Genomic DNA, 24,741 nt, shown 5'->3' with positions numbered 1-24,741 from the left:
GCCCAGGAAGGTTCGGATAAAAAACCGTGCAAAGTTATGAAATGCAAGCTTTAATTCCAGATTTTTTTGCCTCAGAATTGTAATCGCTATTTAATTTTAACAGATTTAAGGATTCTGGCGGCCACATCCTGGCCAACGGGATCATCGTCCCGGTAGTTGATATGGATTTGCCAGCGGCTGTTTCCCCGGACGATAACGAGGTTGGAAAAGCTCAGTTTAATGGCGCCTTTGTAGGTATAGGTACCTTCCTCCAGGGCGCCCTGCAAGCCGGAGATCAGCACCGGTACTGATTTGCATTGGATATCCCCTACCAGGCCACCGTCCTGCAGGGCTTTATGGGCGGCGCTGACGGCAGCTTCCAGGGAGTTATCGGCCCCGGGCTTATAGCTGCGCAGGTTAACGGCGATCTGTATCCCGCCTCCGTCTTCGTTTCTATAGGATTTGGCGTACTCCACACCGGCGGCTTCTTCCGGTTTCAGGGCCTGGTCGTGCACCCATAATTTGAGCGGGGTACTGACTTCCAGGGCCTGGCGCCCGATGGTGGCGGTATGCCAGGCGGCGTACAGGCTGGATTTCGGCACTTTGGGATAGAGGAGCGTGTAAACGGCCCGTTTCCCGAAGAGGGTGCCGGCGCCGGCGATGCAGATGAACAGGAGGGTGAAGAAGATAATGACCTTCCCCCGGTGCTGGGGCTGCATCTGGCGGTTGATCCAGGCGGTTACTACATTCCGGCGGGGCGGTTTCATGGTAACGCCTACTGTTTCCCGGAATTCCCCGAAGCTGGCCATGGGATGTGACTGTCGCCAACCGGCAAAGGTGAGTTGCAGTTTTTTGCCACAGGCTTCGCAGAAGGTCTGGTATTCAGACTTAATAACATTCGGATGCTGACAGTTTGCACAAATCAGGTATTTCATAGGGACGGTCAGGTTTGTTTATGGTCTTTCAGTGGGGATAAATATACATTTTTTTGTGAATATATCAGGGAGCGACAGGAATTAAAACAGCAAAGGCCCCGACATGCGGGGCCTTTGCAAATATTGTAATCTAATGAATAAATTACTCAGCTGATTTTTCTTCAGTTGAAGCTTCAGCAGCAGGAGCCGGAGCAGCTTCTTCTTCAGCTTTTTTCTTAGCACCACCAGCGCGGCGTGTTTTCTTAGCAGGCGCTTTTTCAGCAGCGGCGGATTTACCGTAGATTTCGTTGAAATCAACCAGTTCGATCATTGCTACTTCCGCGTTATCGCCCACACGTTTACCCAGTTTAATGATGCGGGTGTAACCACCTGGACGGTTAGCGATTTTTTCGCTGATAACACCGAACAGTTCTTTGATGGCTTCTTTGTCTTGCAGGTAAGAGAACACGATTCTACGGTTGTGGGTAGAGTCGTTTTTACCCCTGGTCAGGATTGGTTCAACGTACACGCGCAGTGCTTTAGCTTTAGCCAAAGTGGTGGTGATACGTTTGTGACTGATCAGTTCGCAAGCCAGGTTAGACATCAGGCTTTTGCGGTGTGCAGCTGTTCTGCTTAATTTGTTTAATTTAACTCCGTGACGCATGACATTTGATTTTACCCCTGCACCGTGTCAGGAATTGCAGGGTACTTTTATTAAAAATAGGAATCCCCTTCACACTTGTGGGTGAAAAGGGGATATAAAGATTATTCTTCGTCGAGTTTCAGTTTGGACAGGTCCATACCGAAGTGCAGACCTCTTTCGCCCAGTACCTGTTCGATTTCGCTCAGTGATTTCTGACCGAAGTTTCTGAATTTCATCAGTTCTTCCTGTTCGTACTGTACCAGTTCGCTCAGGGAGTTGATTTTAGCTGCTTTCAGACAGTTGAATGCACGCACGCTCAGATCGAGGTCTTCCAGTGGTGTTTTCAGTATCTTACGGAGCTGCAGTGTTTGTTCGTCCACAACATCTTCTTTTTCAGCGTCTTTGGTATCAAAGCTGATGTTTTCATCGGTGATGATCATCAGGTGCTGGATGAGGATGCGGGAAGCTTGTTTTACTGCTTCTTCAGGGTGAATAGTACCGTCGGTAACAACCTCCATGATGAGTTTCTCATAGTCGGTCTTTTGTTCCACACGGGTATTTTCTATGCTGTACTTTACGTTTTTGATTGGCGTAAAGATAGAGTCGATGGCGATGTAGCCAAACACTGCATCCTTAGGTTTGTTCTCTTCTGCGGGAACGTAACCGCGGCCTTTACCGATGGTCAGTTCGATATCCATCTTAGCGGATGGATCGAGGGTGCAGATGAGGAGTTCCGGGTTCATGATCTGGAAAGCGCTGGTGGCTTTTTCGATCATATCTGCGCGGAATTCAGTTTTACCTTTGATTGACAGTGTGATCTTTTCGTTCGTCACATCATTTTCAGAAATTCTCTTGAAGCGCACCTGTTTGAGGTTCAGGATAATTTCTGTAACGTCTTCGGTAACACCTTTCAGTGTTGCGAACTCGTGATCAGCCCCTTCAATCTTAATACCCACAATGGCATAGCCCTCCAAAGAAGACAACAGCACGCGACGCAACGCATTACCGATAGTCACAGCATAACCTGGTTCTAATGGTCGGAATTCGAATTGAGCTTCAAAGTCGGTAGACTTCTGCAATACGATCTTATCAGGTTTCTGGAAATTTAAAATTGCCATTGATATGATAGATTTATGAGTTTAAATATGAAGTTAGTCCATGGCCGGAGCCATGGACTAGTAATTATTACTTAGAATACAATTCCACAATCAGTTGTTCCTTGATATTCTCAGGAACGCTCTCTCTCTCAGGATAAGCAATGAATGTACCTTTCATTTCTTTCTCGTTCCAATCCAGCCAGCTGAATTTAGGATTTTTACCACGGATAACGCTTGTGAGGGCGGTATTGTTTGCGGTTTTGTTTTTCAGGGATACGATATCGCCTGGTTTCAGTTGGTAAGAAGGCGTGTTAACCACGATACCGTTTACGGTGATGTGTTTGTGAGACACGAGCTGACGAGCAGCAGGACGGGAAGGCGCGATACCCAGACGGAACACGGTGTTGTCCAGACGAGCTTCCAGTAATTTGATCAATACCTCACCAGTTACACCTTTTCTGCGGTTAGCTTCGTCAAACAGGTTGCGGAACTGACGCTCCAGTACACCGTAAGTGTATTTTGCTTTCTGTTTTTCTCTCAGCTGCAGGGCGTATTCACCTAACTGTTTACGTTTGCGGTTTGCGCCATGCTGACCCGGAGGGTTGCTGTTTTTTCCTAAATACTTGCCATTGCCGAGAATGGGTTCACCAAAAATTCTGGAAATTTTGGTCTTTGGTCCTGTGTACCTTGCCATAATTGAAAATAATAAAGATTTTTTAGTTAATGATGTATGCTCTTCAAAAAATCTAAAAACCTGATCATACACCCATGTTTATTAAATATTAAACTACAAAGTCCAGACACCAGTCAGTTATATCCTGACCAGTATCTGGAATCTGTAATAATATATTCCTACACTCTTCTTTTCTTAGGAGGACGGCAACCGTTGTGAGGCAGAGGAGTTACGTCTTTAATCATGCTCACTTCGATACCGGCATTTGCGATAGCACGGATAGCGCTTTCGCGACCAGCACCCGGACCTTTTACAAATACGTCTGCTCTTTTCAGACCGGCGTCCATAGCAACTTTAGCAGCATCCTGTGCAGCCAGCTGAGCCGCGTATGGAGTGTTCTTTTTAGAACCTCTGAAGCCCATTTTACCAGCAGAAGACCAGGAGATTACCTGACCGTGCTTGTTGGTGATGCTTACAATGATATTGTTAAAGCTAGCAGAGATATGAACATCTCCGTAGTTATCTACTTTTACTACCCTCTTTTTATTAGCAGCAGTTTTTGTATTAGTTGCTTTTGCCATAATGATATTAAATTCCAAATATTGAAATCCAGATCCCAAATCAACACGATAATTGCGTCACTTGAAACCCCCTCACCTTGGAATTCGGGATTTCAACCTGGGATTTTATTTATTATTTCTTAGTTGCTTTTTTCTTACCAGCCACTGTCTTACGTTTACCCTTACGAGTACGGCTGTTGGTACGGGTACGCTGACCTCTTACCGGTAAACCTTTCCTGTGACGCAGACCACGGTAGCAAGCGATATCCAGCAGGCGCTTGATATTCATTTGTACCTCGGAACGCAGCTGACCCTCTACCTTAAACTCGCCGTTGATAATGTTACGGATGGCAGCTTGTTCATCATCATTCCAATCCTTCACTTTTTTATTTACATCAATTTCCGCCTTGTTCAGGATATATTGGGCGGAAGAACGGCCTATACCGAAAATATAGGTGAGGCCAATTTCTCCTCTTTTATTTTTAGGAAGATCTATACCGGCTATACGTGCCATATTTCTATTTTATTTTTATATGATTCTGATTAAAAAATCAAATTCCGTCAAGAACTAATTACCCCTGACGTTGTTTGAAGCGAGGGTTCTTTTTGTTGATCACCAACAGAACACCTTTTCTACGAACTATTTTACAATCCGCACTTCTTTTTTTGATTGCAGCTCTTACCTTCATGATGATTTATTTATAAAAGGTTATATTTTAAAATTGTACTTCCGGACTACACCGTTACTCCCCTGCTTACTTGTATCTGAAAATTATACGGCCTCTTGACAAATCGTACGGGCTCATTTCAACCCCCACCTTATCTCCTGGCAGAATGCGGATGTAGTGCATTCTCATCTTTCCAGAAATGGTGGCCAGAATCTCATGCCCGTTTTCCAGTTTAACACGGAACATAGCGTTTGATAAGGCTTCTAATATAATTCCATCCTGCTTAATGAGTGCCTGTTTTGCCATAAAAATTTTTAGGACTGCAAAGATAGCGATTATCTTTTGAAATAGAAAAATTTCCCCGGATTATTCTTATTATTGCCCGTCTTTTAATTTTATCCTATCTCCTGTTTTATTAAATACTACAAATTATGAATAGGTATTCTATTTATAATTAATAGTTTGTATTCAATTCTGGGTTATTTTTCTCCGCTTCTTCGATACCGGCAAAATTGGATAAAATATCCGCTTTTCCTTTTCCTACGGCAACTGTATGCTCAAAATGCACGGAAGGGCTGTTATCCCGGGTTACGACTGTCCACCCGTCTTCCAGGTATTCCACGTCTTTGGAGCGGAGGTTGATCATGGGTTCGATGGCGATGACCAGGCCTTCTTTCATTACGGGGCCGCTGCCGCGTTTGCCGTAGTTGGGTACCTGCGGGTCCTCATGGAGGTGACGGCCCAGGCCGTGCCCTACCAGTTCTCTCACTACGCCGTAGCCTCTCTCCTTTTCGGTGTATTCCTGGATGGCGTAGGAAATATCGCCGATACGGTTACCTACGACGGCTTTTTCGATGCCTTTGTAGAGGGAAGCCTTGGTGGCGCCCATCAGGCGAAGTACGTTTTCTGCCACGTTTCCGATGGCAAAGGTATAGGCGCTGTCGGCATGAAAACCATTCATATATACACCGCAATCCACTGTCACGATATCGCCGTCTTTCAGCACGTAGTTATTGGGGATGCCGTGCACCACTGCTTCATTTACGGAAATGCAGCAGGCGGCGGGGAATCCTTTATAGTTTTTGAAAGAAGGGGTAGCGCCATGTTCAACAATGTATCTGTCGGCCACTGCATCCACTTCCAGGGTAGACATACCGGGTTTGATGGTACGGGCTACTTCTGCCAGGGCATCGCTGAGGAGCAATGCGCTTTTGCGGATGAGTTCTATCTCTTCTTTTGTTTTATATTGAATCATAACAATCTTTTTCTAACCTGACAGTTAAATAACATAGCCACTAAAGCATAAAAAATGGGTTTATGCTTCTGTGGCTATGTTTATTTCTATGCCCTTGCGGGGCAGCCTGATAGCTTAAGCGTTTGCCGGAGCTGTTCTGCCTTTGATACGGCCGGTGCTCATTAAGCCGTCGTAATGACGCATGAGCAGCTGGCTTTCGATCTGCTGGAGGGTATCCAGGATAACGCCCACCATGATGAGGAGGGAGGTACCGCCGAAGAAGGTGGCGAAGTTGCTGTTTACGCGGAAGGCGGCAGCAACACCCGGGAGGATACCTACCAGGGCCAGGAAGAAGGCGCCAGGCAGCGTGATACGGTCCATTACCGCGCCGATGTAGTCAGCGGTAGCGGTACCCGGTTTTACGCCAGGGATGAAACCGTTATTGCGTTTCATTTCATCCGCCATTTGGGTAGGATTGAAGATGAGCGCAGTATAGAAATAAGTAAATACAATTACCAACACACCGTAGATCACGTTGTACCAGCCGTTCGTATGATCGGAGAAGATACGGATGAAGCTGGAAGCACTTTCTGAGGAAGTGGCAAAACCGATTACGGTGGCAGGAATAAACATGATAGCCTGGGCGAAGATGATCGGCATTACGCCGGCAGCGTTCACTTTCAGGGGGATGAACTGGCGTACACCACCATATTGTTTATTACCTACAATGCGTTTTGCGTAGTTAACCGGAATTTTGCGGGTTCCCTGAACCAGGAGGATCAATCCTACGGTGATCAGGATAAAGACAGCAATCTCGATCAGGAAGAGGATCGGTCCACCGCCGCCGCCTTCTACCTTGGTAGAGAATTCAGCGATGAGCGCCTGAGGCAGACGGGCGAGGATACCCATCATGATGATGATGGAAGTACCGTTACCAATACCTTTATCCGTGATTTTCTCACCCAGCCACATCACGAACAGGGTACCTGCCGTGAGGACGATGGTAGTGGATAACCAGAAGAAGAAGGTGCCATACTCAGGGATAATAGCGCCACCAGACTGATTACGCAGATAAGCTACGTAAGCGCTTGCCTGGAATCCAGTTACCACAACTGTGAGGATACGGGTGTATTGATTGATCTTTTTGCGTCCGCTTTCTCCTTCTTTCTGTAATTTCTGGAAATAAGGTACTGCTATAGTTAACAATTGAATAGCAATAGACGCGGAGATGTAAGGCATGATACCCAACGCAAAGATGGAAGCCCTTGAAAACGATCCACCTGCAAACATGTTGAACAGCCCCAGAATCCCCTGGTTAGAACTCTTGGAAAAGTTGGAGAGGGCGTTGGCATCGATACCAGGTAACGTGATATAAGATCCTACACGGTAGATGAGGACCAGGAGCAGGGTGGTTAAGATGCGGTTACGCAGGTCCTCAATACTCCAGATATTCTTAATCGTTTCGATAAATTTCTTCACAGGAAGATAAAGGTTTAATAGCGCTATTAAATATGAAAAGACGCACTACTCCGTAGGCGTCTCCTCAGTCGTAAAGTCTTATACCAGTTCTACTGATCCACCTGCAGCTTCGATGGCCTGTTTAGCTTTTTCGCTGATAGCGTTTACTTTAACAGTCACTTTGCTTTTCAGTTCACCATTAGCCAGGATCTTAACTTTAACAGTTCTGTTGATCAGGCCATTCATGAACAGGTTGTCCAGATTGAACTCCTGCAGACCATATTTTTCAACTAAGTGATCGATCTGGCCCAGGTTGAAGATTTGGTATTCTTCGCGGTTATTATTTTTGAAACCACGTTTAGGCATACGGCGCTGGATAGGCATCTGACCTCCTTCGAAGCCTCTCTTGCTGGCGTAACCAGCACGGGATTGGATACCTTTGTTACCTTTAGTGGAAGTACCACCTTTACCGGAAGCCTCACCGCGGCCGAGACGTTTCTCTTTATGTACGGAGCCTTTGGCTGGCTGTAATGAATGCAGATTCATGCTTTTAATTTTTTTTACTTGCGCGGAAATTAACCGCTCGCTTTAAATGTATAATATCTGTTGTAAAGTTGCAAATGTAAAGGTAAGATTATCAACAGACAATCCCACAGCAGTGTTAGGTGATTAACCGTTTACCTGCTCAACTTTTACCAGATGGTTTACTTTGGTAACCATACCCAGGATCTGAGGAGTAGCTTCAACTTCAACAGAAGCGTGCATTTTAGTCAGACCCAGTGCCTTCAAGGTCAGTTTCTGCCTTTCAGGACGGTCGATACCACTTTTCACCTGAGTGATCTTAATCTTTGCCATAAATCCCTATCCGCCGGAGGCGGAGTAATTTAATTGTTAAAAAATATGTTAGCATATCACCGGGTAAACGGTTCTCCTTGCGGAGAACAGATTAACCGTTGAATACTTTTTTCAGAGCGATGGTTCTGGTTTTAGCAACGCTAACTGGTTCGCGGAGCAGACCCAGGGCTTTGAAAGTTGCTTTTACCACGTTGTGTGGGTTTGCAGAACCTAAAGATTTAGCCAGAACGTCGGTAACGCCAGCGCTTTCCAGCACAGCACGCATAGAACCACCAGCGATCACACCGGTACCATGAGCGGCAGGTTTGATCAGTACTTTGGCGGCGCCTTCTTTTGCGAACTGATCGTGAGGGATAGTACCGTGCATAACAGGAACTTTAATCAGGTTCTTTTTAGCATCGTCTATACCTTTAGTGATAGCTTGCTGTACTTCTTTAGCTTTACCCAGACCATGACCTACCACGCCGTTTTCGTTACCTACTACAACCAGTGCGGAGAAGCTGAAAGTACGACCGCCTTTGGTGGTTTTGGTAACACGGTTGATCGCCACAACTTTCTCTTTCAGTTCCAGGTCACCGGCTTTTACTTTATTGAATGAATTCTTTGCCATTTTATTTTATAAGAATTACTTGTTCAGAATTATAAAATTCGGACCCGGTTATTAAAACTGGAGACCGCCTTCTCTTGCACCTTCAGCTACTGCTTTGATACGACCGTGGTATAAGTAACCGCTTCTGTCGAATACGCATTTGCTGAGACCTAATGCAGCAGCTTTAGCAGCTACAGCAGCGCCTACCAGTTTGGATTTCTCAGTTTTTGTACCTTTCTGTGCAGCGATGTCTTTATCACGGGAAGATGCAGCAACCAGTGTAGTACCGTTGGTATCATCGATCAGTTGCACATAGATATCGCTATTACTGCGGAATACAGAGAATCTTGGTGTCTGTGCAGTACCAGAGATTTTCTTACGGATGCGGTAACGGATCTTCTGTCTCCTGTTAACTTTTGTGCTCATTTTGAGTTTAATTTTTATAACCCCGATGCTGCCGGGATTTTGTTAAAATCAGCTAACCAGCTTTTCTGAGCTGATTAGCTAACTTAAATATTTTATTTACCTGCTGATTTACCAGCTTTCTTACGTACAACCTCATCGGAGTAGCGCACACCTTTACCTTTGTAAGGCTCTGGTTTACGCAGGCTACGCAGTTTAGCGGCAACCTGACCGAGCAGTTGTTTATCAATACCTTCCAGCATGATTTTAGGGTTCTGACCTTTTTCAGTCAGGGTAGAAACCTTCAGTTCAGCAGGAACTTCGAATACGATATTGTGAGAGTAACCGAGTGCAAGATCCAGCAGCTGGCCGGCATGAGTGGCTTTGTAACCAACACCCACCAGTTCCAGTTGTTTTTTGTATCCTTCAGTTACGCCAGTTACCATGTTCTGGAGCAGGGCGCGGTACAGACCGTGCAGTGCTTTGTGGCGGATCTGGTCAGTAGGGCGGACAACGTTCAGGACGCCGTCAGCAACTTCTACTTTGATATCCCTATCAATGGTTCTTTTCAGTTCACCTTTAGGGCCTTTTACGGTTACTTCGTTGGCTGGGGAAACAGTCACTGTAACACCTGCGGCCAGTTTGATAGGAGCTTTACCTATACGAGACATAACTTTACGTTTAAAGTTGTTATTGAAAGTACCGATTACCTGTTTTCAGCGCCGTATAGTGAGCTTAGATGGCAGGTAATCTACAAAGATTACCGGTTGGAGACCAACCGGTAACCGAATGATTTATTAATAGATGTGGCAAACTACTTCACCACCAACGTTCTGAGCTTTAGCTTCTTTATCAGTCATTACTCCTTTGGAAGTAGAGATGATAGCGATACCCAAACCATTCTTCACACGCTTAAATTCGTCTGGTTTTGCGTATTGACGCAGACCTGGACGGCTAATGCGGGTCAATTCCTTGATAGCGGGTTCTTTAGTCTGAAGATCGTATTTCAGGGCGATTTTGATTACGCCTTGTTTGTTATCTTCTTCGAATTTGTACTTCAGGATATAACCTTTATCGTACAGAATTTCTGTAATGCGTTTTTTCAGCTTGGAAGCCGGAATTTCCACGATCCTGTGGGTGGCCATTTGCGCGTTCCGGATGCGAGTCAGGAAGTCTGCTATTGGATCAGTAACCATTGTTTAAATAGTTTGATGATGTTTACAATGCGATATCCAATCAGTATGAGATGGGAATCAAATAACTTAAGTGTGGGAGCAGCGGGCTGCTACCGGGATATTACCAGCTGGCTTTTCTTACGCCAGGGATTTTACCAGCGAGTGCCAGGTCGCGGAACATGTTCCTGCAGAGGCCGAAGTGACGCATGTATCCTTTAGGACGACCGGTCAGCTGGCATCTGTTTTTCAGACGAACAGGAGAAGCGTTTTTAGGCAGTTGGTCCAGAGCAGCGTAATCACCGGCAGCTTTCAGTGCAGCGCGTTTCTCTGCAAATTTAGCAACCATCGCTTCTCTTTTCCTTTGTCTGGCTTTTACGGATTCTTTTGCCATAGTATATTATCGTTTACTGATTATCTTTTTTCATGTTTCTGAAAGGCATACCCAGTTCTTTCAGCAGCTCGTAAGCTTCTTCGTTGGTGGTAGCGGTAGTCACGAAAGTGATATCCATACCGGAGATCTTGGTTACTTTATCGATATCGATCTCAGGGAAGATGATCTGTTCGGTAACACCCATGGTATAGTTACCACGACCGTCGAAAGCTTTTTCATTGATACCTTTGAAGTCACGCACACGTGGCAGAGAAACGGAGATCAGGCGATCCAGGAACTCGTACATGTTAACACCGCGGAGGGTAACGCGTGCACCGATAGGCATGTTTTTACGGAGCTTAAAGTTGGAGATATCCTTTTTAGACAGGGTAGGGATGGCTTTCTGACCAGCGATACGGGTCATTTCATCCACAGCGATGTCTACCAGTTTTTTATCACCTACGGCGCCGTTGATACCTTGGTTCAGGCAGATTTTAGTCAGGCGAGGTACCTGCATTACGCTTTTGTAGTTGAATTTCTTTTTCAGCGCAGCAACTACTTCGTTTTTGTATTTAGCCTGCAGTCTCGGAGTATAGTTAGTGTTTGCCATTATTTAATTACCTCCCCTGATTTTTTAGCGATACGAACTAATTTACCGTTTTCTCTCTGTCTGTTAACGCGGGTAGGAGCACCGGTTTTAGCATCCCACAGCATAACGTTGGAGATAGCAATAGGAGCCTCCTGCTTTACGATACCACCTTTGGTGTTCTGAGCAGTAGGTTTGGTGTGCTTGGTAATAATGTTAACGCCCTCTACAATAATGCGGGCTTTGTCAGGCTGAACTTCCAGCACTTTACGAGCTTTGGTCCTGTCCTTGTCATCACCTGCGATAACCGCAACCAGGTCGCCCTTCTTAATGTTGAATTTAGGCTTAAATCTAGTTTTCATTACTTTGATTTATTATTAAACGCCAAGCGAAACGTCTGTTTCGCTTGATAAATGTTTTTTCGTTCTTGCAAACGGGCTGCAAAGATAAGAAATATTTACAAATATTGGAATTTTGGGATTTTCGGCGAAAAATGCCGGAAAAAACCAAAATTCCAACTTCGATAATATTTTATTATAACACCTCAGGAGCCAGGGAGATAATTTTCATATAACCCTTGTCTCTGAGCTCACGGGCAACCGGACCGAAAATACGGGTACCACGAGGTTCGTCTGAGTTGTTCAGCAGTACAACCGCGTTATCATCGAAACGGATATAAGAACCGTCTTTACGACGTAATTTATTTTTGGTTCTTACGATTACGGCTTTAGTAACCATACCTTTTTTCGCGCCACCGCCAGGGATTGCATCCTTAACAGTCACCACAATTTTATCACCTACTTTAGCGTAGTCCTGACCGGAGTTACCTAAAACGCGGATGCAAAGTACTTCTTTAGCACCAGAGTTATCAGCTACGTTCAGCCTTGATTCTTGTTGTATCATCGTAATGAGATTTATTTTGTTTAATCAGCGGCTGGAACCGGGATTGCCGGCAACAGCTTGAAACAAAGAATAATTATTTTACTTTTTCGATTACTTCTACCAGTCTCCAGCATTTGTTTTTGGACATAGGGCGGGTTTCCGCGATTTTCACGGTATCGCCAATGCTGCACTCATTGTTTTCGTCATGAGCCATGAACTTGGTAGTTTTTTTAACGAACTTACCATAGATTGGGTGCTTTACTTTACGCTCCACTTTAACAGTAATGGTTTTATCCATTTTGTTAGAGGACACCACACCAATCCTGGATTTTCTTAATTTTCTTTCGGTCGTCATTGTTGAAATATTTAACTCTCCCGGGGGAGGCCTTAAATGTTATACTAATGCTACTAGGAGGATTAGAAGCCCAGTTGTCTTTTACGCAGTTCGGTATTCATGCGTGCGATATCGCGTCTCACAGAGCGGATGCTCATTGGATTTTCGATTGGCGTGATTGCATGACCGAATGTCATTTTCTTCAAGCGCAGTTGCTCAGCAGAGATTTTCTCTTTCAGCTCCTGTTCGCTCAGGCCTTTCAGATCCAGCTTTTCTTTTGCCATTGTATTGAGTTTGAACAGTACCCGCTTACGCGGGGACCGGAATGTGTTTTAAAAATGTGTACCTGCGGATTATGCAACGAAGTCGCGGCTGGTTACAAATTTCACTTTGATAGGCAGTTTCTGGGCTGCGAGTTCCATTGCTTCTTTAGCAACCTGTAAAGGAACACCTGCTGCTTCGAACAGAATTCTACCTGGTTTCACTACTGCTGCCCAATGGTCTGGAGCACCTTTACCTTTACCCATCCTCACTTCCAGTGGTTTAGCGGTGATAGGTTTATCAGGGAAAATACGGATCCAAACGTTACCTTCACGCTTCATGTGTCTGGTCAAAGCAACACGGGCGGCTTCGATCTGACGGTCAGTGATCCATTTAGGTTCTAATGCTTTAAGGCCGAAAGTACCAAAGGAGAGGGTTGCGCCTCTTTTAGCGTTCCCTTTGATGCGACCTTTGTGCATCTTCCTATGTTTCACTCTTTTTGGCTGTAACATCGTCTATATTGTTAATGTTAATAGTAATTGTTTAAGTCTGGTTGTCTGTCAGATATTATCTGCGACCACCGCCACGGTTTTCACCGCCTCTTCTTTCACCACGCTCTCTTCTTTCGCCACCACGGTGATCTTCACGGCCACCGCCACGGTTATCGCCTTCTTTACCTGTCAGTACGTTAGGATTGAGATCGCGTTTACCCAGTACTTCACCTTTACAGATCCATACCTTGATACCGATTTTACCGTAAACGGTTAATGCGAACAGGGAAGCGTAGTCGATATCCATACGGTAAGTATGTAAAGGCACGCGACCTTGTTTCATTTCTTCAGCACGGGCAATTTCAGCACCACCCAGACGTCCGCTTACTTTGATTTTAATACCTTCAGCACCCATTCTCAGTGCAGTAGCAATTGCCATTTTGATAGCGCGTTTGTAGTTGATACGGCTTTCGATTTGTTTGGCAATTGTTTCGGCAACGATGTTAGCATCCATTTCAGGGCGACGGATCTCCAGAATGTTAATCTGAACATCTTCTTTACCTGTCAGCTTCTTCAGTTCTTCCTTGATGCGGTCAACTTCGTTACCACCTTTACCTATGATGATACCAGGTTTAGAAGTATGAACAGTGATAATCAACTTACCTAAAGTTCTTTCGATCACAACTCTGGAGATGCCACCTTTGTTGATACGGGCATTCAGATAAGTTCTGATCTTGTTATCTTCAATCAGTTTGGTAGCAAAATCTTTTTTGCTGCCATACCAATTAGAGTCCCATCCTCTGATGATACCTAACCTGTTACCAATAGGATTTGTTTTCTGACCCATGTTCTGGTTATTTGTCTATTAGTTTAATAGTTTTAATTTCTCTCTGTGGTATTAACACTTAAGCGTTTTTACCGTCCACTACGATTGTAACGTGGTTACTTCTCTTGCGGATTCTGTAACCTCTACCTTGTGGAGCAGGGCGCATTCTTTTCAGGGTGCGGCCGCCGTCAACGAAGATAGTTTTCACAATCAGGTTAGCATCTTCTACCCTTGCACCTTCGTTCTTCACTTTCCAGTTAGCGATAGCAGATACCAGCAGTTTTTCTAAAGGTACGCTTGGGTGCTTAGGATGGAATTTCAAAATATTCAAAGCCTTTTCCACATCCAGACCGCGGATCAAGTCTGCCAGCAAACGCATTTTGCGGGTAGATGTAGGATTATTTTTCAGCTTAGCTACTGCTTCCATTTTTAATTTCTTTTATTATTTAGTGTCTGATTGCTCAGACTATAATTACATTTTCTTGTTAGCGTGTCCTCTGAAGTTACGGGTAGGAGCAAATTCGCCCAGTTTGTGGCCAACCATAAATTCTGTTACATAAACAGGAATAAATTTGTTGCCATTGTGAACTGCGAATGTGTGGCCTACGAAATCAGGAGTAATAGTAGAACGGCGGCTCCAGGTTTTGATAACTGTACGCTTAGTGCCTTCGTTCATTTTTTCTACTTTATTCTCTAATTTCTGGTCTACGTAAGGACCTTTTCTTATGGAACGAGCCATTGTGTTTCTTTTATGATTTTCCAATTTCGGATTCCGGTTTTAAGGCCGGAATCCGAATTCCGAAATATTATAATTTTTTACCGTTCTTTCTGCTGATGATCAGTTTATCAGAGCTCTTATGCGGTTTTCTGGTTTTCAGACCTTTCGCATATTTACCTGTTCTGGATCTAGGGTGACCACCTGAAGATTTACCTTCACCACCACCCATTGGGTGATCCACTGGGTTCATCGCAACGCCTCGGTTACGAGGACGGATACCTCTCCAACGGTTGGCACCTGCTTTACCGATGGATTGCAGGGCGTGGTCGGAGTTAGAAACGGTACCTACAGTAGCCATACAGGTGTTGAGCACTTTACGCAGCTCGCCGGAAGGCATTTTCAGTACGGCATATTTTTCTTCCTTGTTGCTCAGTTGCGCATAGGCGCCAGCAGATCTGGCGATAGCGCCGCCTTTACCTGGTTGCAGTTCGATGTTGTGAACTACGGTACCGAGTGGCATATTTTTCAGCAACAGTGCGTTACCTACTTCAGGAGCAACGTCGGCGCCGCTGATAACGGTACCGCCAACCTGCAGACCCTGAGGAGCGATGATGTAACGTTTTTCACCATCAGCGTAGGAAACCAGCGCGATGAATGCGCTACGGTTTGGATCGTACTCGATGGTTTTAACTGTAGCAGGAATATTTTGTTTGTCGCGCTTAAAGTCGATAACACGGTATTGTTTTTTGTGACCGCCACCGATATAGCGCATGGACATCCTACCCTGAGCGTTTCTACCGCCGCTTCTCTTAGCAGGCTCGAGGAGGCTTTTTTCAGGAGTATCCGTAGTCAGTTCCGCGTAAGCGTTACCGATTTTCCAACGGGTACCCGCTGTCATTGGTTTAAATTTCTTCAGTGCCATTACTTTCAGAAAAAATTAATCGTTATTAATTATGATTAGTGATCTGCATATACATCCACATCCCGGCTTATTGGGCCGGAACGGCACTACATGTTAGCATACAGATCTATAGTTTCGCCTTCTGCGAGGGTAATAATCGCCTTTTTGTAAGACGGTTTTTTACCAGCAATGAAACCGGCTTTAGTAAAGCGGAATTTAGCTTTACCAGGCATTACTGCAGTGTTAACGTCTGCAACACTCACTCCGTAAAATTCTTCCACTGCTTTTTTGATCTCCAGTTTGTTGGCTTTTTTGTCAACGATGAAGTAGTAGCGGTTGAATTTATCGGTCGCCTTATTCACCTTTTCGGTAACTACCGGTTTGATTAAAACGTCTGATGGTCTCATCTTTTATAGCTTATAGCTTTACAGCTGTGTTATTTAATTGGTTTACAACCGCTTACGCTTCAACTGGCTCTTCAGTGAAGATTTTTGCAGCGCTTTCTGTGAATACCAGGTAGTTGCTGTTCATGATATCATAAGTATTGATATCGCTGAGCATTGCACCGTCCACAGTAGGGATGTTTCTTAAAGACAGGTAAACACTTTCGTTGTACTCAGGGGTAATAAACATAGTTTTCTTACCGTCAACGTTGATGTTCAGGTTCTTTAAGATACCAACGAATTGTTTTGTTTTTGGCGTCTCGATAGCGAGGTCCTCAACAATGATGATGCTGTTTTCCTTAGCTTTCACTGACAGGGCGGAGATCTTAGCGAGATCTTTCACTTTTCTGTTCAGTTTGATAGCCCAGGAGTGAGGTTTAGGTCCGAAGATGGTACCACCACCTTTGTAGAGCGGGTTACGGATGTTACCTTTACGGGCGCCACCAGTACCTTTTTGTTTGTGCAGTTTGCGGGAAGCACCTTTTACTTCAGCACGGGTTTTCACCTTGTGAGTACCCTGACGCTGTGCAGCCAGGTATTGCTTAACCGCCAGGTAGATTACGTGGTTGTTGGGTTCAACACCAAAAATCTCCTCAGGCAGGTCGATAGATCTTCCTGTTTGCTTACCTTGTATATTTAAGATATCGATCTTCATGTTACTTCTGGATTAAAACGATTGAACCATTGTGGCCGGGAACGGAACCACTTACCAGGATATAATTCTTTTCAGGGAATATTTTCAGAATTTTCAGGCCTTTCACTTTCACTCTTTCGTTACCTGTCTGACCTGCCATTCTCATACCCTTGAAAACGCGGGAAGGATAAGAAGATCCACCAACGGAACCAGGAGCTCTGGATCTGTCGTGCTGACCGTGGGTTGCTTCACCCACACCGCTAAATCCGTGGCGTTTAACAACACCCTGGAAACCTTTACCTTTAGAAGTACCTACAACGTCGATAGTTTCACCTTCAGTGAAGATTTCACAGGTGATAGACTCGCCGAGGGCTTTCTGTACATCCGGGTTGCGGAATTCTTTTACGAAACGTTTAGGGGAGGTGCTTGCTTTCGCGAAGTGATTCAATTCTGCTTTTGTGGTGTGCTTCTCTTTCTTGTCTCCGAAAGAAACCTGAATTGCATTGTAACCATCTGTCTCCAGGCTTTTTACCTGTGTTACAACGTTGGGACCAGCTTCGATAATGGTGCAGGCAGTCTGCTTACCATTGGCTTCGAAGATACTGGTCATGCCAATCTTTTTACCAATAAGACCTTTCATTTTTATATGATTTTACCCAGCGCCTGGGGGATTTCCAGCTATCCCCAGGATGGGCGGTTTAAATACATTTATTGGGCGGCCGCCCAGAAGGCGCGACCTATGTTAAATTTGTTAAAATTGTTACTCACTGGCGACCAGAGAGTAACCATAAATCAATTAAAGGCGGGCCTTTTGCCCAGCCTTGCTGTTGTCCTATGCTTTAATTTCAACTTCTACACCGGAAGGTAAATCCAGTTTGCTGAGCGCATCTACAGTTCTTGAGGAAGAAGTGTAAATGTCCAGTAAACGTTTGTGAGTACACAACTGGAACTGCTCGCGCGCTTTCTTGTTTACGTGCGGGCTACGCAGCACTGTAAAAATTTTCTTCTCTGTTGGTAAAGGAATAGGACCTGTTACCACGGCGCCCGTGTTACGCACGGTTTTAACGATCTTCTCAGCAGATTTATCTACCAGGTTATGATCGTAGGACTTCAGCTTGATTCTTATTCTCTGAGACATATGCAATGAACTTCTCTTTGTTTTTTCCCTTTACAATTTGGGAGGGCAAAGGTAACCCTTTCTTTTTATTTGGCAAATAATTCTCCGGAAAAAAATTTAAGATGACCGACAAAAGACATGCTTTGCTGGCGCAGCAGGTGGGGTTAAAGGGTAATTTTGCATGTTTTGGCCCGGTGGAATGCATTCATTTTGTGATGCTTAGGCCTTAGGTTTTGTTGACATGCCGATTTTGACAAATATAGGGAAACCTGTTTCAGAAAACCAAAAAAAATTTTGCACTTTTTACCCCGAGGGGCATTTTGCGCCATTTACCTCAAAAATTTGCGCCATTTACCCCAAAAAGAGAGGCTGCCCTCCCGGAGCAGCCTCTTGGAATAACCAGAGCAAAATCAGCCCGTAGCTCCTCTTACAGAGGTAAGCCACCACCGATACCGCCCAGTAATGATTTTACTAATCCTAAGATCAGTGCCAGCAGTTGATTCAGTAAATCCATCGTTTAAGGTTTTAATAGGTAAACGCCTACTCTAAACTCTCTGGTTTTCGGCTGCCCCAGCTGGTAACTTTTTTACCAGGTCCCGAAAATAGGAGCATATTTTGAACTTACATACGTTCATTTTATTCATTCATAACAAACTGTTCATTTCGTTCATTCCGCTACCACAGAGGATTACAACACCTTGTTACATTTGTAAAAAACATAATACAGTAAGTAATCCTAATAAAAAAACCGCTGCGTTCCATGACGCAGCGGTTCAGAAAATTCAGGAAGGGAATGTTTATGCACCTTCGATCCCCTGCCTCCCGGAGCGGTTATTACAGACCTCCGAGTAATGCTTTTAAAAGCGCAACCAGCTGTTGCAGCAATTGATTCAATGTGGCCATAATGTTGGTAATTTCAGAGTTAAACGCCTACTCTATTCAGGGTTTTCGGCTACCCCCGGCGCAGGATTACAAACCTCCCAGCGCTCTAACCAGCAGTGCCAGCAGACCAGTCAGAAAGGTGTTTAATGCATCAACAATCATTGTGTGATAATTTTGCTTCTGCCTACTCTTTATGCGGGTTTTCGGCAATCCCCGGCCTGAGCCCGGTAGCAGCTTATACGCACTACCTGCAGCCAATTACAGTGCGCCAGTTACAGTGTTCAAAAATTTTACAATTGCCATAAAAATAGTGTTCAGCATAGCAACAGTTTTTATCTATTCCGCCTACTCTCTTCTTGGTTTTCGGCAATCCCAATCTCCCGGCTTTTTGCCGGGCAGATCGCTAAAATAAAGGCTTCCCGGTAAATAGCCCTCATTCAGTGTATTCATTTATGACCGTTTTCATTCATTCTGTTCATTCCGCCATCAGTGCGGACTCCTAATGAAAAAAAACAAAAATGGTCCTGGAGAAATCTCCAGGACCATTTTTCATATAACAGACTAAACAACTGCTTATTTACCCATTTCCTCCTTATAAATCTGCCGCGCTTTGGCAGTAGGCAGGAAAATCTGGAAACCGAGGCTCAGCCCCAGCCTGTTGGCCGTAGTACTGTTGCCGCCACCCACGGTAATATCCCAGTTCAGCATCGCATCCAAACCGATATTAGGCGTGATGAAATAGGAAATACCGGGAGAAAGACCCAGGTTCACCCCGTTGGTGGAAGCGCCGCTTGCCGGGTTCCTGCCCGCAAAGCCGGCATTACCTTCTACAAAGAAGCGCGTACGCTTGCTGAATTCCAGCTTGCGCACATTCCTGTCCTCAATGTAGTAACGGGCAAACGCGCCAATACCGTAGTTTACATCAGAACCGGCATCTTTGGCGGTAGCCAGGCCGAAATCCACATAACCGCCCACGGCAAGACCGTCTTTTATAAACCAGCCAATTTTAGGATTGAGATTAAAATGAAATACAGTACTGCTGTTCTGAAACAAAAATCCCAGATCAGTAATTTCGGAGCCAACCATGAGATTGCCTTTTTGGATCTGTGCTTTTGCTGTGCCGAACATCAGGGTTAATAATACCAGGGTTAAGAGACGAATTTTTTTCATGGTCTAATTTTTAATTTGAATGAATGACATGCTGATTGACGATGGAATTATAATATTTCAGGTAGGAATAAATCAGGCTGTCCGCCTCCTCTCTCTCTTCACAGGATCTTGCAGGAAAGGGCTCAGGAGCATTGAAAATGAATAGGTTAAATATCCAATCATCCATAAAACACCAAAACCTTACCCACTGGTTGCCGCTATAAAATCAGCAACTAAGTCAATAACAGTTTTGACATTCATGTTGTTGAATGTCAGAGAAAAAAAATGTTAAATTTTATTTTACCTGTGCGAGCAGATCGGCATGTGTACAGAATTCGCCGCGGGTTTTAAGGAATGAGAGGAATCCTTCCAATTTAGCGCACATTTTATCTCCGCTCACCTTCCGGATATATGCCGGCAGCTGGTAATTGCCCAGATCCGTCAGTTCCCATGGGTGGAAATAGAAAGAAAGGTAGGGGTCTTTGCGGAGTATCTGCCTGCTGAAATGCCTGGTGATCCACAGGGGCGCATTCTTTACGCTCAGCCAGAAGATGGGATATCGTACCAGGGGAGATACGGAAGAAGGGATAATCCAGAGTTGATCGTTGCGAAAGATGGTCCGGGAGACGTGCCAGTTGTTATACCGGCCCGGCAGCCAGGTAGGGTTAACGGAAGAATCGTACTGATAGCCGGCTTTTACCAGGGCTTCCTCACTGACGGGGCGTAACCTGGGCATGCGGAAACCGGTAACCTGCCGGCCGCTGATTTCCTGGAGAGCCAGCCTGGACCCTTCCAGGTCCTCCTCGCAGAAGGAACTGTGGTAATAGGCGTGGGAAGCTATTTCATGTTTTGCCGCTATCTGCCTTACCAGCTCCGGGAAGTGCTGCGCCCAGTATGCAGTAATAAAGAAGGTGGCCCTGACCTCATACTTATCAAAAAGTTGAAGGGTTCTCATCAATCCCCTACGGGAAACTTCCAGTTTCTCCTGCAGGGATACCTGTTGGCCAAATTCTTCAGGGATATCGAATTCTTCTACGTCCACACTTATCAATATCCGTTTCTTACTATACATATAGGGCTGTCTATGAAATATTTGTACTCGTGATGATTTTTAAGTAGTTACGCAGCTCTTTCAACAGCAATTTGGTGCGAAAAGCTGAAAACCTGATATCAGGGCGGCACAGCACCGGCACTGTACTCATCTTGAGCCGCGGGTACTTCCCTGCCTTGTAAATAAACTCGCTGTCGTACAGGAAGCCATCTATCTCCGTTTGCAGCAGCACGTCCTTTCCGCGGCGGTTAAAGCCCTTTAAACCTGCCTGGGCATCGTCCACCTTCAGGCGGAGGATAAAGCGGTTCATGGCCCTGCTGATGCGGGTAATCATCCTCCGTTTGCGGGGCAGCTCCCGAAGGTACGCTTCTCCCCTTTCTCCGGCAACGATATCGGTGCCCTGGCACAGGGCATCGTACACCTGCTTGACAGCCCTGACCCCGAATGGGAAGTCCAGGTCGGTATATACCTGGTAGGCATGCCGCGCATGCTTTACGCCGGACCTTACCGCGTACCCCTTCCCCCTGTTGACTTTATTGTCTACAATAATAATCCCCGGGATAGCAGCTTCCAGCCAGGCAATATGCTGGGAGGTAAAATTTTCCCGGGAGCCGTCGTTTACCAGTATGAGTTGTACCGGTACCTCCGGCATCAGGGAGGTCAGCTCATGGTAGTGGCGAATCAGGGATTCCACCCACTGCCCCGACGGGTTCCAGCACGGCAGGATAAGGTCGAGGCCAGTAGTGAGAATATCCGGTTCCACCGGATTTATTATAACAGTTGCAGGAGGTGCAGATATCGTCAATGACAAGGACATAGATCAATTGGCTATCAGTAATTAATGCAGGTTATTGTCGCATGTTATCCTATTGACGTTTAAAGAAGCGATCCCCTCTATTGCGGGCATAAAAAAAGGGCTCCCGGAAATCCGAAAACCCTGGCAGGCAAAAAAGCATTTATCAGTTGCAGGTTATTACATCTAAAATACTCAAATACACTGCAACTGCAATAGCATTTTAGGGGGATGGCAGGACAAAGAAAAAGGGTGTCCCGGTAAACCGGGACACCCTTTAGGATATACGTTTCGCTTAGAGATTAAGCGTTTACTTTTCCTTTAACTTTCGCGATCACTTCTTCAGCAACGTTGTTTGGAGCCGGAGCATAGTGAGAGAATTCCATGATGGAAGTAGCGCGACCGGAAGACAGGGAACGCAGCTGAGTTACGTAACCGAACATTTCGCTCAGTGGAACTTTTGCTTTAATTACCTGTACACCGTTTTTGGAGTCCATACCTTCCAGCATACCACGACGACGGTTCAGGTCACCTGTTACGTCACCCATGTACTGATCAGGAGTTTGAACTTCCACTTTCATGATTGGCTCCAGCAGAACTGGTTTAGCTTTGCGGGCAGCTTCACGGAAAGCTTGTTTTGCACAAAGTTCGAAAGACATCGCATCGGAGTCCACCGCGTGGAAGCCACCGTCGAACAGACGAACTTTCAGGTTTACGAGCGGGTAGTTAGCCAGTACGCCCTGGTTCATGGAAGCTTCGAAGCCTTTCTGAACCGCAGGGATAAATTCTTTTGGAATAGATCCACCGAAGATATCGTTGATGAACTGGAATGATTTACCGTCGTTTTCTTTCAGCCATTCAGCGTCAGCAGGGCCGATTTCAACCTGGATGTCAGCGAATTTACCTTTACCACCGGTTTGTTTCTTGAACGTTTCGCGGTGTTCAACTTTCGCAGTCAGGGCTTCTTTGTAAGCAACCTGAGGCGCACCCTGGTTTACTTCAACCTTGAACTCACGTTTCATACGGTCAACGATGATTTCGAGGTGGAGCTCACCCATACCGGAGAGAACGGTCTGACCGGTTTCTTCGTCAGTTTTCGCTTTCAGGGTAGGATCTTCTTCTACCAGTTTAGCGATGGCCATACCCATTTTATCCACATCAGCCTGAGTTTTAGGCTCGATAGCGATGGAGATTACCGGCTCAGGGAAGGTCATGGATTCCAGTACGATTGGATGGTTCTCATCGCACAGGGTATCACCGGTTTTGATATCTTTAAAACCTACAGCCGCACCGATATCACCAGCTTCGATGAAATCGATAGGGTTCTGTTTGTTAGCGTGCATCTGCATGATACGGGAGATACGCTCGTTTTTACCGGTACGGGTATTGAGAACGTAAGAACCTGCATCGAGGTGACCGGAGTAAGCGCGGAAGAACGCCAGACGACCTACGAAAGGATCGGTCATGATTTTGAACGCCAGTGCAGCGAATGGTTCTTTTGCATCTGGTTTACGCTCGATATCTTCGCCAGTGTCAGGGTTGGTACCTTTAACGGCCTCAACATCCAGTGGAGAAGGCAGGTAGCGGCAAACCGCATCCAGCATTTTCTGTACACCTTTGTTTTTGAAGGAAGAACCGCACATCATTGGGATGATAGCGATGTCGATAGTCGCTTTACGGATAGCTTCGTGGATTTCAGTTTCGGTGATGGTGTTAGGATCATCGAAGAATTTCTCCATCAGTTTATCATCGTAGTCAGCAACTGCCTCAACCAGTTTAGCTCTCCACTCGTTGGCTTCGTCCACCATATCAGCAGGGATGTCGATTTCCTGGTAGGTAGCACCTTTACCTTCTTCGTCCCAGATGATACCTTTCATGGTGATCAGGTCAACCACGCCTTTGAAGGTATCTTCAGCGCCGATAGGCAGGGTTAAAGGAACAGGGTTAGCGCCCAGCATTTCTTTAACCTGTTTAACTACGTTCAGGAAGTCAGCACCTGCACGGTCCATTTTGTTAACGAAACCGATACGTGGTACGCGGTAGCGGTTAGCCTGGCGCCAAACGGTTTCAGACTGAGGCTCAACGCCGGATACGGCGCAGAACAGTGCCACCAGACCATCCAGTACACGGAGGGAACGCTCTACCTCTACGGTAAAGTCCACGTGGCCCGGAGTATCGATGATGTTGAATTTATATTGTTTAGTATCTGGTTGTGGCTTACCTTGTAAAGTTGGGAAATTCCAAAAACAAGTGGTAGCAGCAGATGTAATGGTAATACCTCTCTCCTGCTCCTGTGCCATCCAGTCCATGGTTGCAGCACCTTCGTGTACCTCACCAATCTTATGGGATTTACCTGTATAATACAGGATACGCTCTGTGGTAGTGGTTTTACCCGCATCAATGTGCGCCGCAATACCAAAGTTCCTTTGAAATTTTAAGTCTGCCATAATATTAAAATGACTAAATAATGCAATTTAGGGCGCAAAGGTAATCTTTTTTTCGTAATAAATAAAACGCGCTGACCTGCGATAGTGTTATTTATTCCTTAACGAATTTCGGGATTTTTTCCCGGTAGCCACTAACCGGCAAAAATCAACCGGATTTGGAAAATTTGCTGCCGTATTTCATTTATTCTCAACGGAGTAATAATTGTTTTGATAATTTAGAGAACATTTTTGCAGTTTTTTATGTTCCATTGGGACGGGTGATAACTATTGACTGGAAATCAGCATGATGAGTGTTTAAACACGGGAAACCGTATTTGTTTATTCAAATCTAATGCACATATGTAAGATTACTACTTATTCTGTATCATTTTATCCTGACCCCGAGTTTTACCAAAATCGAAACGAGAGGACCCCTGCATTGCACAATGGGCTTAGTTGGAGCAACATCAAGTCAGACAGATAGCATGTAATTTCTTTTATGCATTAGCACATGATACCGTTTTTGCCGGCGCAATAACAGGTTGACTTTGTGTGCATTGTGGCGCCCCGCAATTCCATTTATTCTACGCAGAAGGACACAACGAGCAAGAGTTTAATCCCATTCCATAG

Annotated in this window: 35 protein-coding genes; all 35 read right to left on the bottom strand. The window is 45.3% G+C overall.

All coding sequences use genetic code 11. The features are described from left to right. Positions 1-86 precede the first annotated feature (86 nt). On the bottom strand, positions 87-914 hold the full coding sequence (locus BOC67_RS20710) for a zinc ribbon domain-containing protein (RefSeq protein WP_291913170.1): 828 nt from the start codon (positions 912-914) through the stop codon (positions 87-89). Between the two features lie 142 nt (positions 915-1,056). Continuing rightward, complete coding sequence (gene rplQ, locus BOC67_RS20705) at positions 1,057-1,557, bottom strand: 50S ribosomal protein L17 (RefSeq protein WP_291913167.1); 501 nt, start codon at positions 1,555-1,557, stop codon at positions 1,057-1,059. Between the two features lie 101 nt (positions 1,558-1,658). Further along, entirely contained in the window at positions 1,659-2,654 is a 996-nt protein-coding gene (locus BOC67_RS20700) for a DNA-directed RNA polymerase subunit alpha (protein WP_073083240.1), read from the bottom strand. Positions 2,655-2,721: 67 nt separating this feature from the next. Next, complete coding sequence (gene rpsD, locus BOC67_RS20695; protein ID WP_291913282.1) at positions 2,722-3,327, bottom strand: 30S ribosomal protein S4; 606 nt, start codon at positions 3,325-3,327, stop codon at positions 2,722-2,724. Positions 3,328-3,485: 158 nt separating this feature from the next. Next, positions 3,486-3,887, bottom strand: a complete 402-nt coding sequence (gene rpsK, locus BOC67_RS20690) for a 30S ribosomal protein S11 (RefSeq protein ID WP_291913164.1) — start codon at positions 3,885-3,887, stop codon at positions 3,486-3,488. Positions 3,888-3,999: 112 nt separating this feature from the next. After that, positions 4,000-4,380, bottom strand: a complete 381-nt coding sequence (gene rpsM, locus BOC67_RS20685; protein ID WP_291913161.1) for a 30S ribosomal protein S13 — start codon at positions 4,378-4,380, stop codon at positions 4,000-4,002. A gap of 58 nt (positions 4,381-4,438) precedes the next feature. Continuing rightward, on the bottom strand, positions 4,439-4,555 hold the full coding sequence (gene rpmJ / locus BOC67_RS20680; RefSeq protein ID WP_073083232.1) for a 50S ribosomal protein L36: 117 nt from the start codon (positions 4,553-4,555) through the stop codon (positions 4,439-4,441). Between the two features lie 66 nt (positions 4,556-4,621). Further along, positions 4,622-4,840 carry a translation initiation factor IF-1 gene (gene infA, locus BOC67_RS20675; RefSeq protein ID WP_012789309.1) on the bottom strand — a complete coding sequence of 73 codons (219 nt, stop codon included), beginning with the start codon at positions 4,838-4,840 and terminating at the stop codon, positions 4,622-4,624. 148 nt (positions 4,841-4,988) lie between these two features. Beyond that, a complete protein-coding gene (gene map / locus BOC67_RS20670) occupies positions 4,989-5,789 on the bottom strand; it encodes a type I methionyl aminopeptidase (RefSeq protein ID WP_291913153.1) in 801 nt (266 codons plus the stop codon). 114 nt (positions 5,790-5,903) lie between these two features. After that, positions 5,904-7,247 carry a preprotein translocase subunit SecY gene (gene secY / locus BOC67_RS20665; RefSeq protein WP_291913150.1) on the bottom strand — a complete coding sequence of 448 codons (1,344 nt, stop codon included), beginning with the start codon at positions 7,245-7,247 and terminating at the stop codon, positions 5,904-5,906. A gap of 78 nt (positions 7,248-7,325) precedes the next feature. Beyond that, positions 7,326-7,772 (bottom strand): 50S ribosomal protein L15, encoded by a 447-nt coding sequence (gene rplO / locus BOC67_RS20660; RefSeq protein ID WP_291913147.1) that lies wholly within the window; start codon positions 7,770-7,772, stop codon positions 7,326-7,328. A 123-nt stretch (positions 7,773-7,895) separates the two neighbouring features. Beyond that, complete coding sequence (gene rpmD, locus BOC67_RS20655; RefSeq protein WP_291913144.1) at positions 7,896-8,081, bottom strand: 50S ribosomal protein L30; 186 nt, start codon at positions 8,079-8,081, stop codon at positions 7,896-7,898. Positions 8,082-8,172: 91 nt separating this feature from the next. Then, complete coding sequence (gene rpsE, locus BOC67_RS20650; RefSeq protein ID WP_073083219.1) at positions 8,173-8,691, bottom strand: 30S ribosomal protein S5; 519 nt, start codon at positions 8,689-8,691, stop codon at positions 8,173-8,175. 51 nt (positions 8,692-8,742) lie between these two features. Then, positions 8,743-9,096, bottom strand: coding sequence for a 50S ribosomal protein L18 (rplR, locus tag BOC67_RS20645; RefSeq protein WP_291913140.1), 354 nt, complete (start codon positions 9,094-9,096; stop codon positions 8,743-8,745). Between the two features lie 92 nt (positions 9,097-9,188). Beyond that, on the bottom strand, positions 9,189-9,743 hold the full coding sequence (gene rplF, locus BOC67_RS20640) for a 50S ribosomal protein L6 (protein WP_291913137.1): 555 nt from the start codon (positions 9,741-9,743) through the stop codon (positions 9,189-9,191). 126 nt (positions 9,744-9,869) lie between these two features. Continuing rightward, complete coding sequence (rpsH, locus tag BOC67_RS20635) at positions 9,870-10,268, bottom strand: 30S ribosomal protein S8 (RefSeq protein WP_291913135.1); 399 nt, start codon at positions 10,266-10,268, stop codon at positions 9,870-9,872. A gap of 100 nt (positions 10,269-10,368) precedes the next feature. Then, positions 10,369-10,638, bottom strand: a complete 270-nt coding sequence (gene rpsN, locus BOC67_RS20630) for a 30S ribosomal protein S14 (protein ID WP_142685981.1) — start codon at positions 10,636-10,638, stop codon at positions 10,369-10,371. Between the two features lie 13 nt (positions 10,639-10,651). After that, positions 10,652-11,227: a 50S ribosomal protein L5 gene (gene rplE / locus BOC67_RS20625; RefSeq protein WP_291913133.1), complete on the bottom strand. Its 576-nt coding sequence runs from the start codon at positions 11,225-11,227 to the stop codon at positions 10,652-10,654. After that, entirely contained in the window at positions 11,227-11,565 is a 339-nt protein-coding gene (gene rplX / locus BOC67_RS20620) for a 50S ribosomal protein L24 (protein WP_291913131.1), read from the bottom strand. The genes rplE and rplX overlap by 1 nt, the downstream gene beginning before the upstream one ends. 172 nt (positions 11,566-11,737) lie before the next feature. Further along, on the bottom strand, positions 11,738-12,106 hold the full coding sequence (rplN, locus tag BOC67_RS20615; protein ID WP_073083202.1) for a 50S ribosomal protein L14: 369 nt from the start codon (positions 12,104-12,106) through the stop codon (positions 11,738-11,740). Positions 12,107-12,179: 73 nt separating this feature from the next. Continuing rightward, positions 12,180-12,440 (bottom strand): 30S ribosomal protein S17, encoded by a 261-nt coding sequence (rpsQ, locus tag BOC67_RS20610; RefSeq protein WP_291913128.1) that lies wholly within the window; start codon positions 12,438-12,440, stop codon positions 12,180-12,182. 62 nt (positions 12,441-12,502) lie between these two features. After that, on the bottom strand, positions 12,503-12,703 hold the full coding sequence (gene rpmC / locus BOC67_RS20605) for a 50S ribosomal protein L29 (RefSeq protein ID WP_073083198.1): 201 nt from the start codon (positions 12,701-12,703) through the stop codon (positions 12,503-12,505). A 69-nt stretch (positions 12,704-12,772) separates the two neighbouring features. Continuing rightward, positions 12,773-13,192, bottom strand: a complete 420-nt coding sequence (rplP, locus tag BOC67_RS20600; protein WP_073083196.1) for a 50S ribosomal protein L16 — start codon at positions 13,190-13,192, stop codon at positions 12,773-12,775. Positions 13,193-13,247: 55 nt separating this feature from the next. Further along, complete coding sequence (gene rpsC, locus BOC67_RS20595; RefSeq protein WP_291913124.1) at positions 13,248-14,018, bottom strand: 30S ribosomal protein S3; 771 nt, start codon at positions 14,016-14,018, stop codon at positions 13,248-13,250. A gap of 58 nt (positions 14,019-14,076) precedes the next feature. Next, a complete protein-coding gene (rplV, locus tag BOC67_RS20590) occupies positions 14,077-14,424 on the bottom strand; it encodes a 50S ribosomal protein L22 (protein WP_291913121.1) in 348 nt (115 codons plus the stop codon). 45 nt (positions 14,425-14,469) lie between these two features. Beyond that, a complete protein-coding gene (gene rpsS, locus BOC67_RS20585; protein WP_073083188.1) occupies positions 14,470-14,736 on the bottom strand; it encodes a 30S ribosomal protein S19 in 267 nt (88 codons plus the stop codon). Between the two features lie 67 nt (positions 14,737-14,803). Further along, positions 14,804-15,637, bottom strand: coding sequence for a 50S ribosomal protein L2 (gene rplB / locus BOC67_RS20580; RefSeq protein ID WP_073083185.1), 834 nt, complete (start codon positions 15,635-15,637; stop codon positions 14,804-14,806). An 86-nt stretch (positions 15,638-15,723) separates the two neighbouring features. Further along, the gene (gene rplW / locus BOC67_RS20575; protein ID WP_291913115.1) at positions 15,724-16,023 is read right to left on the bottom strand and encodes a 50S ribosomal protein L23; all 300 of its coding nucleotides are present in this window, start codon (positions 16,021-16,023) and stop codon (positions 15,724-15,726) included. 52 nt (positions 16,024-16,075) lie between these two features. Continuing rightward, positions 16,076-16,714 (bottom strand): 50S ribosomal protein L4, encoded by a 639-nt coding sequence (rplD, locus tag BOC67_RS20570; protein WP_073083179.1) that lies wholly within the window; start codon positions 16,712-16,714, stop codon positions 16,076-16,078. Position 16,715: 1 nt separating this feature from the next. Continuing rightward, complete coding sequence (rplC, locus tag BOC67_RS20565) at positions 16,716-17,333, bottom strand: 50S ribosomal protein L3 (protein WP_291913112.1); 618 nt, start codon at positions 17,331-17,333, stop codon at positions 16,716-16,718. Between the two features lie 192 nt (positions 17,334-17,525). Next, positions 17,526-17,831, bottom strand: a complete 306-nt coding sequence (gene rpsJ, locus BOC67_RS20560; protein WP_012789286.1) for a 30S ribosomal protein S10 — start codon at positions 17,829-17,831, stop codon at positions 17,526-17,528. A gap of 1,434 nt (positions 17,832-19,265) precedes the next feature. Further along, positions 19,266-19,862 (bottom strand): hypothetical protein, encoded by a 597-nt coding sequence (locus BOC67_RS20555; protein WP_291913084.1) that lies wholly within the window; start codon positions 19,860-19,862, stop codon positions 19,266-19,268. Positions 19,863-20,136: 274 nt separating this feature from the next. Then, on the bottom strand, positions 20,137-20,913 hold the full coding sequence (locus BOC67_RS20550; protein ID WP_291913081.1) for a polysaccharide deacetylase family protein: 777 nt from the start codon (positions 20,911-20,913) through the stop codon (positions 20,137-20,139). A 10-nt stretch (positions 20,914-20,923) separates the two neighbouring features. Then, entirely contained in the window at positions 20,924-21,655 is a 732-nt protein-coding gene (locus tag BOC67_RS20545; RefSeq protein WP_291913079.1) for a glycosyltransferase family 2 protein, read from the bottom strand. A gap of 332 nt (positions 21,656-21,987) precedes the next feature. Further along, positions 21,988-24,132 carry an elongation factor G gene (gene fusA, locus BOC67_RS20540; protein WP_291913077.1) on the bottom strand — a complete coding sequence of 715 codons (2,145 nt, stop codon included), beginning with the start codon at positions 24,130-24,132 and terminating at the stop codon, positions 21,988-21,990. Positions 24,133-24,741: the final 609 nt, after the last annotated feature.

This window comes from Chitinophaga sp. CB10, assembly GCA_001870995.2.
Lineage (GTDB): Bacteria > Bacteroidota > Bacteroidia > Chitinophagales > Chitinophagaceae > Chitinophaga.
This window is presented reverse-complemented; position numbering and strand designations above follow the sequence as displayed.